At 37.9% G+C, this 13957-nt stretch carries 17 protein-coding genes; 3 read left to right on the forward strand and 14 right to left on the reverse strand.

The window, feature by feature from the left end:
* Window positions 1-104: 104 nt before the first annotated feature.
* Entirely contained in the window at window positions 105-893 is a 789-nt protein-coding gene (locus ACR30L_RS14660) for an HD domain-containing protein (RefSeq protein WP_435234988.1), read from the forward strand.
* On the opposite strand, the gene ACR30L_RS14665 is transcribed toward ACR30L_RS14660, so the two are convergent.
* The 11 genes from ACR30L_RS14665 to ACR30L_RS14715 all read right to left on the reverse strand — a co-directional run bounded on the left by ACR30L_RS14665 (window position 885) and on the right by ACR30L_RS14715 (window position 9483).
* Window positions 885-1355: a GNAT family N-acetyltransferase gene (locus tag ACR30L_RS14665; protein ID WP_435234989.1), complete on the reverse strand. Its 471-nt coding sequence runs from the start codon at window positions 1353-1355 to the stop codon at window positions 885-887. The two genes, ACR30L_RS14660 and ACR30L_RS14665, sit on opposite strands and share 9 nt — an antisense overlap.
* Window positions 1356-1379: 24 nt before the next feature.
* Window positions 1380-1841 carry a GNAT family N-acetyltransferase gene (locus tag ACR30L_RS14670; RefSeq protein ID WP_435234990.1) on the reverse strand — a complete coding sequence of 154 codons (462 nt, stop codon included), beginning with the start codon at window positions 1839-1841 and terminating at the stop codon, window positions 1380-1382.
* A 23-nt stretch (window positions 1842-1864) separates the two neighbouring features.
* Window positions 1865-2266, reverse strand: coding sequence for a DUF2007 domain-containing protein (locus tag ACR30L_RS14675; protein ID WP_435234991.1), 402 nt, complete (start codon window positions 2264-2266; stop codon window positions 1865-1867).
* Between the two features lie 179 nt (window positions 2267-2445).
* On the reverse strand, window positions 2446-2748 hold the full coding sequence (locus ACR30L_RS14680) for a S24/S26 family peptidase (protein WP_435234992.1): 303 nt from the start codon (window positions 2746-2748) through the stop codon (window positions 2446-2448).
* Window positions 2749-2762: 14 nt separating this feature from the next.
* Complete coding sequence (sodN, locus tag ACR30L_RS14685) at window positions 2763-3266, reverse strand: superoxide dismutase, Ni (RefSeq protein ID WP_435234993.1); 504 nt, start codon at window positions 3264-3266, stop codon at window positions 2763-2765.
* Window positions 3263-3466 (reverse strand): hypothetical protein, encoded by a 204-nt coding sequence (locus ACR30L_RS14690; protein WP_435234994.1) that lies wholly within the window; start codon window positions 3464-3466, stop codon window positions 3263-3265. The genes sodN and ACR30L_RS14690 overlap by 4 nt, the downstream gene beginning before the upstream one ends.
* Before the next feature lie 64 nt (window positions 3467-3530).
* The gene (locus tag ACR30L_RS14695; protein ID WP_435234995.1) at window positions 3531-3977 is read right to left on the reverse strand and encodes a hypothetical protein; all 447 of its coding nucleotides are present in this window, start codon (window positions 3975-3977) and stop codon (window positions 3531-3533) included.
* Window positions 3978-4467: 490 nt separating this feature from the next.
* Window positions 4468-6219, reverse strand: coding sequence for an ABC transporter ATP-binding protein (locus tag ACR30L_RS14700; protein ID WP_435234996.1), 1752 nt, complete (start codon window positions 6217-6219; stop codon window positions 4468-4470).
* The gene (locus ACR30L_RS14705) at window positions 6213-7976 is read right to left on the reverse strand and encodes an ABC transporter ATP-binding protein (protein WP_435234997.1); all 1764 of its coding nucleotides are present in this window, start codon (window positions 7974-7976) and stop codon (window positions 6213-6215) included. Before ACR30L_RS14705 ends, ACR30L_RS14700 begins: the two co-directional genes overlap by 7 nt.
* A gap of 157 nt (window positions 7977-8133) precedes the next feature.
* A complete protein-coding gene (locus ACR30L_RS14710) occupies window positions 8134-8814 on the reverse strand; it encodes a glutathione S-transferase family protein (RefSeq protein WP_435234998.1) in 681 nt (226 codons plus the stop codon).
* Window positions 8815-9054: 240 nt separating this feature from the next.
* Complete coding sequence (locus ACR30L_RS14715; protein ID WP_435234999.1) at window positions 9055-9483, reverse strand: organic hydroperoxide resistance protein; 429 nt, start codon at window positions 9481-9483, stop codon at window positions 9055-9057.
* Window positions 9484-9603: 120 nt separating this feature from the next.
* Here ACR30L_RS14715 and ACR30L_RS14720 point away from each other — a divergent pair, with 120 nt between their 5' ends.
* Window positions 9604-10056, forward strand: a complete 453-nt coding sequence (locus ACR30L_RS14720; RefSeq protein WP_435235000.1) for a MarR family winged helix-turn-helix transcriptional regulator — start codon at window positions 9604-9606, stop codon at window positions 10054-10056.
* 7 nt (window positions 10057-10063) lie between these two features.
* Here the strand turns inward: ACR30L_RS14720 and ACR30L_RS14725 are convergent, their stop codons facing one another.
* The 3 genes from ACR30L_RS14725 to ACR30L_RS14735 form a co-directional block, all read right to left on the reverse strand.
* Complete coding sequence (locus ACR30L_RS14725) at window positions 10064-10360, reverse strand: SelT/SelW/SelH family protein (protein ID WP_435235001.1); 297 nt, start codon at window positions 10358-10360, stop codon at window positions 10064-10066.
* Window positions 10361-10458: 98 nt separating this feature from the next.
* Window positions 10459-11997, reverse strand: a complete 1539-nt coding sequence (locus tag ACR30L_RS14730; RefSeq protein ID WP_435235002.1) for an alanine/glycine:cation symporter family protein — start codon at window positions 11995-11997, stop codon at window positions 10459-10461.
* A gap of 20 nt (window positions 11998-12017) precedes the next feature.
* The gene (locus ACR30L_RS14735; protein ID WP_435235003.1) at window positions 12018-12452 is read right to left on the reverse strand and encodes a universal stress protein; all 435 of its coding nucleotides are present in this window, start codon (window positions 12450-12452) and stop codon (window positions 12018-12020) included.
* A gap of 488 nt (window positions 12453-12940) precedes the next feature.
* On the opposite strand from ACR30L_RS14735, the gene ACR30L_RS14740 reads away from it, so the two are divergent.
* The gene (locus ACR30L_RS14740) at window positions 12941-13939 is read left to right on the forward strand and encodes a DctP family TRAP transporter solute-binding subunit (protein ID WP_435235004.1); all 999 of its coding nucleotides are present in this window, start codon (window positions 12941-12943) and stop codon (window positions 13937-13939) included.
* Window positions 13940-13957: the final 18 nt, after the last annotated feature.

Here is a 13957-nt window from a genome sequence, read left to right on the forward strand (position 1 = left end):
TTAACCTTTAAACTGAACACCTTTATAAAATACTCACATTTAAATCACTAAATTTTAACCAATAAAATAACCTATTTTGCCAACGCGGTGAACGTGACTAAATCATGAAAATAAACGATTACAACGAGCTCAAAGAGTGGTTCATCAACTATACCGATAGTTTTTTATCCGAACCCAATGCCGATAAAGAAAACATCCTACTAAAAAAACAACACACCTTACGTGTTTGCGATAATATGACATTAATCGCCACGGAACTTTCAGATAATGAACAATTAATTGCCTTAACAAGTGCCCTCTTACACGACATTGGTCGATTCGAGCAACTCAAGCAATATGGTACTTTTTCGGATTTTAAATCGGAAGATCACGCCTCATTAGGTGTGCGAGTATTAAAGGAACTAGGCACCTTACACTTTTTAACGCCGGGTGAAGCAGAATTGATAATCACGGCGATAGAAAATCATAATAAAGCCACGATTGAAACGGGTCTTACTGCCCAAGCATTACAAATCTGCAAACTTCTTCGCGATGCAGATAAACTTGATATTTGGCGTGTTGTGATCAGTTACTATAAAGAGCAATTAGAAAAGGAAAATCCAACCCTCGTGCATAATTTGCCATCAGGAGACGATGTAACCCAATGTATCTATGAGACACTTAAACAGCAAAAAATCGTTCCCTTTAAAATGCTTCGAAGTGTGATTGATATTAAGATTGTTCAAATGGGGTGGATTTACGATATTAATACCGATAAAGCCTTAGCAGTATGTGCTGAAAGAGGATATTTAACGTCAATATACCAAACCTTACCCGCTACTCAACGTATCAACGAACTTTATCAAATAATGCAAAAACACCTATCCGATAACGTTTCATTATCACTAAACTAAATTCCGTTGCATAACAAATTGCGGTCCAACAGGGCCGCCTAAATACAAACTATCTAAGGTTTCAAAACCGCATTTTTGATAACAAGCATATGCCGCTTTATTTTGACAATTAACCGTAAGCTGTAAAACCTCAAATTCAGGATAATGGCAACCTACATAACGAGGTATATTATTAATGGCCTCGCGTGCAATCCCTTGTCCCTGAAAACGCTGATCAACTAATAATGAACGTATCCCAATGGCTTTATCTGCAAAATGATAAATAGCAGAATAATTTAAATCTAAGAGAAAAAAGCCAACCACCTGATTATTTTTAATAATTAAACAGGGATGTTCTAATGGCGTTAGTATTGAAAGTAACCCATTAATATCACTCACAGTAAAAGCAACTTGTTCTGGTTTTACACTTAATTGATTAACTTGCTCAGCCCATTTTTTACTGTATTTTTCGATTGATATCATTATTGATCTCGTTGGATTTCAAACTTACTGGTCAAGGGAAAGCATCATAAATTGACTACAGGGATCTAATTGGTAATCAGCAAATGGCCCACACTCTTTAAAACCAAATTTTTGATACAAATAGTGAGCGGGTTTGAAATAATATTGAGTGCCCGTTTCCAAATGAATAAATGCAGCTCCATTTTGACGCGATACCTTAATAACATGCGCAAGTAATTGCGATGCAATACCCGATTTTCGCGCAAAGGAAGAAGTACGCATGGATTTCAGTTCCAGATGTTTATCATCAATCTTTTTAACCGCAACACATCCCATTAACGTGTCATTTTCCCATCCGCTAAAAAAGGTAATATCATCGGACTTTAAGGCATCAATATCCAATGCATGAACACTTTCTGGTGGGGAAACTTTATACATATCCGCAAGATGTTCTTTCAATAAAGCAATCACCTCACCATCGGATAAATCATCTATTTTAATATCCATATTATTCCTGTTTTATTACTTCTTTATTTCGTCCAAAAATGCCCACACTGATTACATTTAAGACCATGTTTATAAAAGAATAATGGAAATCCCGCTAAGATAAAAACAATAAATGCAGATTTTTTCCCCTTCGTATATGGGGCTATATCCAAGGACTGACAATGGGGGCAACTTTCAGGCTGAGTACCATACACTAAATCCACCTCTGCTGAAAAATCTGCAGCAAGCACTCTTTTAGCCTCATCGACATTATCCACAGGGACGAATAATCGAACACCGCCCATCGCATTAGAATACAACCATTGCATATTAATGGTATTTTCATCGGCAATAAAAGAAGGTATTCCGACGCTGTCTAAATTAGCTTTTGCAATATTTGCATCAAGTGCAAACGAATACCTTGCCACCACCACAGATTCACTCATAACCCACCTTCAATAATAATCAACGCTCTTTATTGACTCTCAATAGCATTATAAGTTCAAGGTATTAAGTTTTATATGTGATTAAAAATTGATTTTATTTATTAAATTAAAAACAAGGCATAACATGATGGTGTTTCGGATATTCAAATTATTAATTATCCATCAATAATGAGGCCGCATTATCGGGTGTGGCTACGATGTGCGCAGATACAATAAATAACCTTACCGACAACTAAAGAAGGTGGTATCCACCCCATTTTATTAGGTTGAATACTCTCTTCATTTTCCCCTTCTAACCAATAATTACCATTGTCATGGATGTGTAAAATACGCTTAATAATAAGTCCATATAAAGCATGATTAACGACCACCAATTGCCCAACGTTTAGATTTAAGTAACGATGAATAATGAAAACAAAATCGCCATCGTATAAACACGGTGCCATACTGTTTCCTCGAACCTTAATCACGCTAAACATCATAACTCCAAGACAACCTAACTTTTCAAATTAGGATAAACAAGACTTAATGACGGTGGATAGGGGCAAGATGCAACATAGGTAGGTACACCTTTTGTCATCCAGAATATATCGGCAAATTCATTGACTAGCAGTACTAATTTCAAGCCGTCATCACGATTTATACTTTGCTTACACTTAGAAGCTTGCCTCATTATGCTATGGGTAAGCCCATGTACATCGTCGACTTGTTCAAATTGTGGTGTTTTGAAATAGTCACCCCAAATAATCCGAATCGCATCTTTTACTTCGCTACTTGCTAACTCTTTTTCTCGAACCAAACGCGATATTTCAGCATAATCAGCAACTTTCAACTTGGCTTTAGCTTCAATGTCTTTAATTAAATCCATCATACGAACGCAGCTTAATGCCGCTATTTGTGCCAGTAAGGGATCATATATTTTACAGGGAATATCACAGTGGGCTTGAGCCGTTTGAAAGTTAATAAAATTGTCCATTTTTTTAACAACGTTATAGATCATGATTTAACTCCGATGTGCTTTTTACGACGGTTTCTTATTTTATATACGACACCACCAATCAAAACAGCAACGGCAAAACTCAGTAAATGAAGCGAATCACTTGTCCAGTGATTATGATCATGCCCTGGATGCGCATTGGCCATTTGACTAACCGTCAGTATTAAGCCAAATAGTGTTGACTTAACAATCGGTTTTTTCATAGTTGATTCCTTTTCAAAATATCTTTTTCCTAGGCGATTACATTAATTTCAAAATTAACCTTATTTAATGATGAACAGTGTTTTTAGCGTAGGTAATAGCAAGCGAGACACTTCGCATCAATTCAGCACTTTGTATGGGAATATCGACGTCATGATGTTTGCTAAATAATGACCATTCAAATTGGATTTTTCCGGCGGTACGCATAATAAGATCCGAGTGCGTATCATTAAGTGCTAAATGTACAACAGCCATTTGTAAGAAATGAATTGCATTTTTATACTGATTATTAGCCGATAGTAAATCACCAACGGCGGTATAAGACTCTGCAAGATTTAAAAAACTAATTGTTGAAGCGGCCACCGCTGAGGATGGATCACGATAGAATTCATCGTGAAATATCTCTTTTGCGTATTCTAATGCTTGCTGATTTAATGAAATGGCCTCTGAATAAGCATTATCTTGATAAGCATCATTAGCCTGTTGTATTAAATATTTCCAATTCTGAATCATTTTACCCTCACCACATAACAGTAATGATAATCATTATCATAAATATAAATTAAGAAGTCCACCCCATTTGATAATTAATATCATTAACAAGTAAAATAAAACCCATTGATATAAAATGAAGTGAATAACTAATATGCAGTTTTAAAGGAACCGTTAAATCAAAGACTTTTTTAAAAAGCATGTCATAAAGGAGAGAGCAACAGGAGTGATTAAGATAAAAGATTCGTAACTACTCAGGCCGTCGCCCTTTAAGCTTATTTCATCGTTGAAAAATGCTCATTTAAACCACTAAACTGCGCTTTTTCGCCTTGAACTAAGCATAAATGGCTTATCCCTGAGTATTTACACTCTATTTATGACAAAATTCATGAAATTTTAAAGGGTGCTGAGTAGTTACAAAGATTCGTCATCACAAACCGTTTTAATCCAAAGATCCCCATTGCCAATCAACATACATCTTGAATGCCAACGAGGTTATTAAAGAGATCGCTTATTTAGATTCGTTAAGCAAAGATGCATAAATACCATCATTAACGATCAATTGCTCATGGTTTCCTCGCTCGACAATTTCACCTTTTTCAAGCACTAAAATAGTATCCGAGTGACGTATAGTACTAAGGCGATGCGCCACTGCAATCACGGTCTTTTCTGAAAACAAACGTTGCATCGCTTTTTGAATCAGATTTTCCGTAATCGAGTCAACGGAACTGGTGGCTTCGTCAAGCATCATAACTTGTCCTCCCTGTGCAACCGCACGTGCAAAGGAAATTAATTGAGTTTGCCCATTAGATAAATTTGTTCCATTTTTATCTAATTGAAAATCGTAGCCGCCAGGTAAATGTTGAATAAAATTATCCGCATAGACATATCGCCCTGCTTGCTCGACAACTTCATCGGTAATATTCGGCTTACCCAGTGCAATATTAAATTTAATACTCTCTTCAAAAAGATAAACATCTTGCATCATCAATGAGAACAAATGAATACAGTCATTAATTGAAATCCTTGAAAGCTCGATGCCATTTAATAAAATACTGCCTTCATAATCCTGATAGGTTTTAGAAATTAAACGAATAATGGTTGATTTGCCCGAACCCGTAGAACCAACCAATGCAATTTGCTTTCCTTTTTCGAGTATAAAGGACACATTTTTCAACACATAGGGTAATTCTGGTGTATAACGAAAACTCACATCTTTAAATTCAAGACTGACGAACTCAGTCAGCTGCGGAGTCACTTTTTCAGTCGCGATTAACTCACGGCCTTCCTCTTCCATTGGTTCAACGAATAGCTCTTCAATATGATCAAAGGCTGCAAATGAACGCTGAATAGACGCTATTTGAGACGTAAAATCACGGATTGGCACAAAGACTTTTTCGAGTGTATTAATAAATGCGATCAACACTCCGAGGGTTAATGCTTGCTCAAGGACAAGACCAGAACCATACCAAATCATCAGGGCAATCGTAATCGAGGTCACTCCCGATATAAACGCAAATAAAATAGCATCGTATTTATTGGCTTTTTTCTGTGCCTTTAAGAACTGATCATTAAAGACTTTATATTTACGCTCTACTTGTTGCTCAGCACGATAAAACTGCACCGTTTTGACACCCAATAAAGCCTCCTGCAAATAACCAATACCACGTGCCAATGTTGAACGTGTAATCAAATTCACCGCCCGCAGTTTATTGCGCACATACATGGTCAAGTACATCACCGGCGGCATAACAATCAACACAATTAAAGTTAACTTCCAGTTAATAAACAACATCATAATAATCAATGCGATGGTGTTAATGGAATCCTTTACTAACCCGACAATAGACTGAACAAAAGAATCACTAATTGTTTCCAAGTCACTGGTTAAACGGGATAGCGTTACCCCCGTTGGCGTATTATCAAAATAGCCACGAGGCAATTTCAAAACTCGCGCAAACAATGCCGAACGCATATCGGTTATCGCATACTGCCCGGTTTTTCTCAGGTTATAGGCATAGGTTGAATCAACCAAATAGTTGATAACCAACACGGCAAGTAAATAAAAGATATGTCGCCAGAGATCGTCCATATTCCCCTGTACTAAATGGACATCAATAACTTGAATAATCAACCAAGGAAATAGCAAACTAGAAATAACCGAAAGTGGTAACATCGCAATACCGAGTATTGCTGAATTTTTATATTTTTTTGCAAATCGGAAGAAGTTTTTTAAATAATAAATATCTACATTTTTTAGCATGCTGTTTCCTCCGTTTTATTTTGCTGTAATTGCCAGGTTTCATAATAATAGGGACAGGTTTGTAGCAACTCATTGTGACTGCCCTTCGCAATTTGCTTGCCTTCATTCAGCACAATAATTTCATCCATATATTCTAAGGCGCTAACACGATGAGAAACCACCAATGCAGATTGATTTTCTAAGCGCGCAAATACCCCCTGAAGAATTTTACGTTCGGTTTCATAATCGACCGCCGAAAGAACATCATCCAGAATGATCAAATCACAGGGTTGTAGCAACGAACGCGCAATACTTAAACGCTGTTTTTGTCCTCCGGATAACATGATCCCCTTTTCCCCGACGAGGGTTTGATCGCCCTTTTCAAATCGAGAAACATCACCGGCAAGTTGACTTAGTTTTAGTACTTCATCGACTTGTTGTTTGGTGATAGTGTCAGAGTCACTACCAAAACGAATATTTTCTTCAATGGTATCGGAAAATAAATACGGATTCTGAGTCACGGTTTTTATGTATCGATGTAAATCATTACGTGCAAAGGTCGTCACATCTTTATCATCAAGAAAGACGGTTCCCTTGGGAATATCTAAGTAATGATTAAGACAATTAACAAGGGTCGTTTTACCGGAGCCGATGCTACCTAAGACCCCCACTTTCTTACCCGAAGGAATATCAAAGCTAATATTATCTAGAATTAAACGGCCACTGTCTTTGTAACTGAAACTTAAATCACGAACCGATAATGTTTTACCATGAAGTTGTGCAACTTGAGGCTCTGAAAGCAATGCTTGGTCCTCAGTCGGAATCTCTGCATTTAAGATCCGCTGGACGCTTTCAATACTCACCATTCCGCGTTGATAAATCGTGGCAATTCGCCCTAATTGCATCAATGGCATTGCTAATAAAACAGAATAGGAAAGGAAAGCGGTAATTTCTCCCAAGGTCAGTTGTTGATTCAGTAACATGTAACCACCAAATCCAAGAATTAAAATTTTCATGAGGTTATTGGCATAATCAAGCACCGGCATCACAAAGGTTTGAATGCGCGTTATTTTCATTTTACAGCGTAAAAGAAGTTGATTACGTTTTTCGACTTCGGCCAGTACCCAAGGTGACATTTGCTGATTTTTAATTAAATCGACACCGGCTAAAAACGTCATCAATTGCGCGGATAAATCCTGTAACCGTCTTAAATATTCAGCATTATATTTTTTCATTCGCTTAAATCCCATTCGGAAAATAACAAACGCGATAGAAATAGGAATAGCAGAATACAGTGTGAGTTCAGGTGAAATGCGCCACATCCATAGAGGAGTTAACGACAGCGCAAATAAGACATTGGTTAATTGCAGAATACCGGTTCCAAAAAATAATCGAATCCCATTAAGGTCATTATTAATAATTGAAATTAATGTACCCGATGAAAACTTCCCATGAAAAGCATTAGGCAGTCGATTGAGCTTTTTAAGTAAATCATTTTTTAAGGCAGCTTCCGTTATACGTCCTGGATTAAGTGCATAAATACGCGAGAAAATACGTACCACAATCATTACAACAGACATAATGACCACCATCCAAACATATTGAGTAAGATGATCGTGTCCAGCTGTCGAGGCATCGTCAATTAAATCGATGGCTAACTGAATGTAACGTGGAATTTCCACTTGAAGCCAGTTAACAATAAAAATCAACAAAACTGCGAGTAAATAGGATTTACGATTTAAACGTAAACAATGCGCAATAAACTGCCTTTTATTCATGTGGTACCTTGTTGGCTAGATAATACCAATTCCGCTAATTATCTAGTCATTTAATTAACGGCGTTAGTATAAGACGAATGGGGTTAAGCTAAATAAGGTTAAGCTCAATATTAAATCAGCTCAGCATTATACATTAGTTAATACTAATTTAGTGATTTTATTGTGCTCCATATAATGATTTAAAATGCGTTATAAATTGAGGACGATCTGCGGCAGCATCAGCTCGAATTTTTATCACCTGCGGACGTGCTTCCATTCGTGCACAGTAATCACTTAATCCCGGAATATTAGCCAAGGGATCATGACCTAAAAATGTAGTGCCGACGAGACGGACAATCGGTAAATGTAAAATAGCGGCAATATCTGCTAACGTAAATTTATCACCATAGGCAAATTTTTCAAAGGATGAAAGCTTAGCAAGAGCAAGTGCCGCTTTAGTAAGATCCGCTTCAACTTTTTCTAACACACTCGGCTTCGGTGGTTGGCCACTTAACAAGTTTGGAATCAAACGACGTGCCACTAGCTCAAAGTAAATTTCGATAAACTGCGATAACTCCTGCACTTTCGCAAGATCATAGGGAGATTCAGGTAATAGCGGATGTTGCGGATAAGCGCTTTCGATATACGCTAAAATAGCGCGAGATTCACTAATAAACCCTTCAGGCACTTCCAATGCAGGTACTTTTCCAAGGGGACTACGATCTAGATATTCAGGATTATAATTGGGCCCAGCACCAATGTATGACACAACTTCTTCAAAACGAATTCCCTTTTCTAATAAAGCCAGTTTAGGTACGTTGTAATAATTACTTGCAGCAAAACCATGAAGTTTAATCATTATTTATTTCCATTCATTAATTAAAAAATAAGTCATTTATTATTTGAATCTACATCAAATAAAACCATACACATTATTTTAAAAAAGTGAAACCAAAGGAATTAAACAATCGTATTAATCAATTAAAATATAAGGCCGTAAAAACAAAAAAGTGACCTAACGACATTTAGCTTAAAAAACTAAACGCATTCGATCACTTATTTAAACCAAGCCCCTCAAATAGAGGATACTAAGCATTTATTAGATAACAGTAAGCTCTTTCGCAATATTGCCACGTGTTGCATTTGAGTATGGGCAAACTAAATCAGCTTTTTCTACCAATGCTTGTGCCTGTGCTTTGTCCATATCACCGAGTGATACAGCAAGTTTAACAGCGATACCGAAACCACCTTCGATTGGACCGATAGAAACTTCAGAGTTAATGTAAATTTCGCTTGAAAGTGTTACTTTTTCTGCAGCTGCCACATGTTTAAGTGCACCGATAAAACAAGCCGCATAACCAGCTGCAAATAATTGCTCTGGGTTAGTCCCCTGCCCGTCGTCGCCGCCTAAGTTTTTAGGTGTTGATAATTTAATATCTAAACGACCGTCATCAGATTTAGCGATACCTTCACGGCCACCAGTTGCAGTTGCTTTAGCTGTATATGCTACTTCTTGTAATACATTCATTATGAACTCCAAAATTATATTTATTGATGAACTTACTTTGCGTACAAAATAATAGCCAAGTTAAATAGTAATTGCAAATACTTTGCATGCAAATTAATATATTCATCAAGGGGAATCGATATGTCATTTGAACAATTAAAATTAAAAAACCAACTTTGTCATCGGCTCTATATGGCATCAAACAGCATTGCTCGAGCATATCGCGCGCCGTTAGCCACGATTAATTTAACGTATCCGCAATATGTTGTGATGATGGCATTATGGGAACAGGACAAAATAACCATTGCGATGCTTATTGAAAAAACAGCAATAGATGGCAGTGCATTAACACAAATACTTAAGAAAATGACGGATAAATTACTTTTAGAAGTGGTTAAAGATGAGCATGATAAACGTAAACGTCTGATTCAACTAACCAGAAATGGACAAGACTTAAGACTCAAAGCCGCTGATATTCCCGATCAAATACGTTGTAAATTTGATAGCGTTAATACAGAGAAAACTCAGCAACTCATGCAAATGTTAGATTTACTGATTAGTGATTTAAATAAAGAGGGAGGCAAATGTAATTAACCTTACATTATTCCAGCTCCTCCTGTTTTGCTTTTTTACGGTCAATACACCCTAGGTCTTTATCGGGTGCAATGGCATTTCGAACAACTTGCTTTAATTCTGTAATTTCAGGGAAACGTCCCATCTCTTTACGTGACCAAATCATCTGACCGTTAGCGATAATTTCAAACTTACCACCTTCTCCGGGCTGCAGTGAGACTTCATCTAAATCACCATCAAAGGTGGTTAATAACTCTTGTGCCATCCATGCTGAACGCATTAACCAACGGCATTTTGTACAATATTTAATTTCAATTTTATTCATAAGTTCCAACGTATTCCCGTTACCTAATCGATTTATAAATTAGGTAACGGGTAAATAATGACAAAAACCGAACGACCAAGCATCGTTCGGAATCGATATTAATTAAACTTTTTAATTTCACCTGATTTTAAACGTGCCATATAACTGTTCAACTCTTTTTTAACCACCGGCATCAGGAAGTACAAGCCAAAGATATTCACCACTGCCATCGCAAAAATAGCAGCATCGGAGAAATCAATAACCGGTCCAAGATTAGCAGATGCCCCTATAATGATGAAAATACAGAAAATAACTTTAAAAGTTAATTCCGAATTCTTCCCTTCACCAAATAGATAAGTCCACGCTTTAAGCCCATAGTATGACCAAGAAATCATGGTCGAAAATGCAAATAACACCACGGCAATCGCTAATAGGAAAGGGAACCAACTAAACGCACTACCAAAGGCAGCGGAAGTTAGACCAACACCCGACGTACCATTTTCAGTAACAATTTTACCGCCTTCAACAAGATACAATCCCGTATCAGGATCGATCATTAATTGGCCAGTGATAATAATAACCAGAGCCGTCATGGTACAAATAATGACAGTATCAATCAGTGGCTCAAGTAACGAAACAAATCCCTCCGTAATTGGCTCATTAGTACGTACTGCAGAATGTGCAATCGCCGCTGAACCAACACCCGCTTCATTCGAGAAAGCTGCACGTTTGAAACCTTGAATTAACGCACCAACCATACCACCAGCAACACCTAAACCTGTAAACGCACCTTCAAAAATCTGTCCAAATGCCCAACCGATACGATCAATATTCATTAATAGGATAATTAATGCGGCACCGACATATAATATGCCCATAAACGGAACGACCTTTTCGGTCACTTTTGCAATCGACTTCAATCCACCAACAATCACACCAAATACAACAATGGCAAATATCACGCCGGTGATCCAACCAGGATAAGTACCAACAATGCCAGAGATCTGGTGATGTGCTTGGTTAGCCTGAAACATATTACCGCCACCTAGTGACCCCAATATACAAAAGATAGAAAAAAGAATCGCAAGGAATTTTCCGCCGGGTAAGCCACGTTCAGCAAACCCCTTAGTCAGATAGTACATTGGTCCACCCGATACCGTACCATCTTCATATTCATTACGGTATTTCACACCCAAGGTACATTCGGTAAACTTAGAGGCCATGCCCATTAACCCAGCAAGAATCATCCAGAAAGTCGCACCGGGGCCACCAATACCAATCGCAACGGCAACACCCGCTATATTCCCTAACCCCACCGTGCCAGAAAGCGCAGTAGCAAGTGCTTGGAAATGACTCACTTCACCCGCATTATCAGGATCTGAATAATCACCTTTTACTAATGAAATTGAGTGGGAAAAAGCGCGTACTTGAATAAATAAGAAGTAAAAAGTAAAGATAGTTGCTGCAATAACTAGCCATGCCACAATCCAAGGAAAACTGGTGCCCGGAAAAGGACTAAAAATAAAGCTAACAAACCATCCCGTTGCACTCGAAAATGCCTGGTTAACCGTTTCATCAACCGATTGTGCCGAAGCAACACTCGACATAAAGGCCAATAAAATGGCAAATCCTCTCTTCAAAAATATATTATTTTTCATAGTATTATCCCTAATTTGATTTATGGCACGATAGTACAAGGCACAGTTGAAATTTGAACCATCGTTCCTGCAACAGATCCCAACACGCGAGCAGAAAAACTACTTTGTCCAGTACGTCCAATGAACAACTGTGTGGCCTCTTCTTTCTTCGCAATATCAGCAAGAACTTTAGCCACTTTACCGTAACGAATAATGGAATAGGCTTTAATCCCTTGATTTTCAACCGACTCGATTAATGGATCAATGACCGCTGTTTGAACGCGTTTTATTTCGTGGGAACGATGTTTATGTCTTTCCTCTAGCTCCTGCGGTGTCATAAATGAGTAAGGGGACCATTCGACAATATAAGCAAGTAATATAGGAGCGCCGTCAATTTTGGCTTGTTTAATAGCAAATTCTAATGCGCGATCCGAAGCCGGACTACCGTCACATGCGACAAGGTATTTATTAGTCATTATGACCTCCCAATTAAAGTAATATTAGATGTCGATTGATGGATCAAATATAGCGAATAATAAACGCTAGCTAACATGATTTTTTGCATTGAATATCCTTATTGGTTGCGGGGAGAACGAGTAGAAAATAAAGTGTTGCTTCTCCAAGGTAGTAACTTTATTAACAAAAAGCAACGTAAAAAAGCAACAATAGTAAATAGTTAGCGATAAATAACATTATTAATAATCGGCCTTTAACCACCCAATTATCACTATTTCTGGGTGACAATCCCCCCTTTTTAAAGACTCCGCATTGAATATAAAACGTTAACAAAAAGTAACCAAATCATGTCTACCGCCTCCTGCAAAGGTTATCGCAACATTTTTACAACATAGGCACGGTGATTGCTATCTCATAGGGGGCAGAACGAGTTCAACCGATTCTCAATGCAGTTATAGCAATGAGATAAACACTAAAATCGACAGTCATTTCGAATAAGGAGTTCAACATGTTCAAACACCTCGCAATGTTATCCATCGGTGCAACGGCCATTTTCACAAGCGTTAATGCGGCAGCTAAGTGTGATCCTGGTGAAATTGTTATTAAATTTAGCCATGTAACCAATGCCGACAAACACCCGAAAGGCGTCGCAGCCTCTTTATTAGAACAAAGAGTGAATAAAGAAATGGATGGCAAAGCGTGTATGGAGGTGTTTCCTAATTCCACTCTTTACGATGATAACCAAGTACTAGAGGCGCTATTAAATGGCGATGTCCAGTTAGCAGCACCATCCCTGTCTAAATTTGAAAAAATAACCAAAAAATACCGTATTTTTGATTTACCTTTTCTCTTCACCGATGTCAATGCAGTGGATCGTTTTCAAAACTCAGCCGCTGGCGATAAATTAAAAATGGCCATGGCACGTCGCGGTATCAAGGGGCTCGAATTTTGGCATAACGGCATGAAACAAATGTCAGCGAATAAACCGTTACTTTTACCTGAAGATACGAAGGGACTGAAATTCCGCGTGCAAGCATCGGATGTCTTAGTTGCACAATTTGAACAACTCGGAGCGAATCCACAGAAAATGTCATTTAAAGAAGTCTATGGCGGCTTACAAACTAAAGTCATTGATGGCCAAGAAAATACTTGGTCGAATACCTACGGTAAGAAATTCTTTGAAGTACAGGATGGCGTCACCGAAACCAATCACGGTATTTTAGATTACCTTGTTGTGTCATCAAATGACTGGTGGGACGGATTACCCGATGATGTTCGTACACAGCTTGGCACCATTTTAAGTGAAGTCACCCAAACAAGAAATGCAGAATCCAGCAAAGTAAATGAAGCGAATAAACAAAATATTATTGCCGCAGGCGGTATTGTTCGTAGCTTAACACCAGAACAACGCGCCGCTTGGGTTTCTGCACTAAAACCCGTTTGGAAGAAGTTTGAGAAAGATATTGGCAGCGATATGATTGATGCAGCACTCGCCGCTAATAACTAATCATTATCCATAAACGTA

The sequence above is a fragment of the Psychromonas saccharinae genome (assembly GCF_051201515.1).
Lineage (GTDB): Bacteria > Pseudomonadota > Gammaproteobacteria > Enterobacterales > Psychromonadaceae > Psychromonas.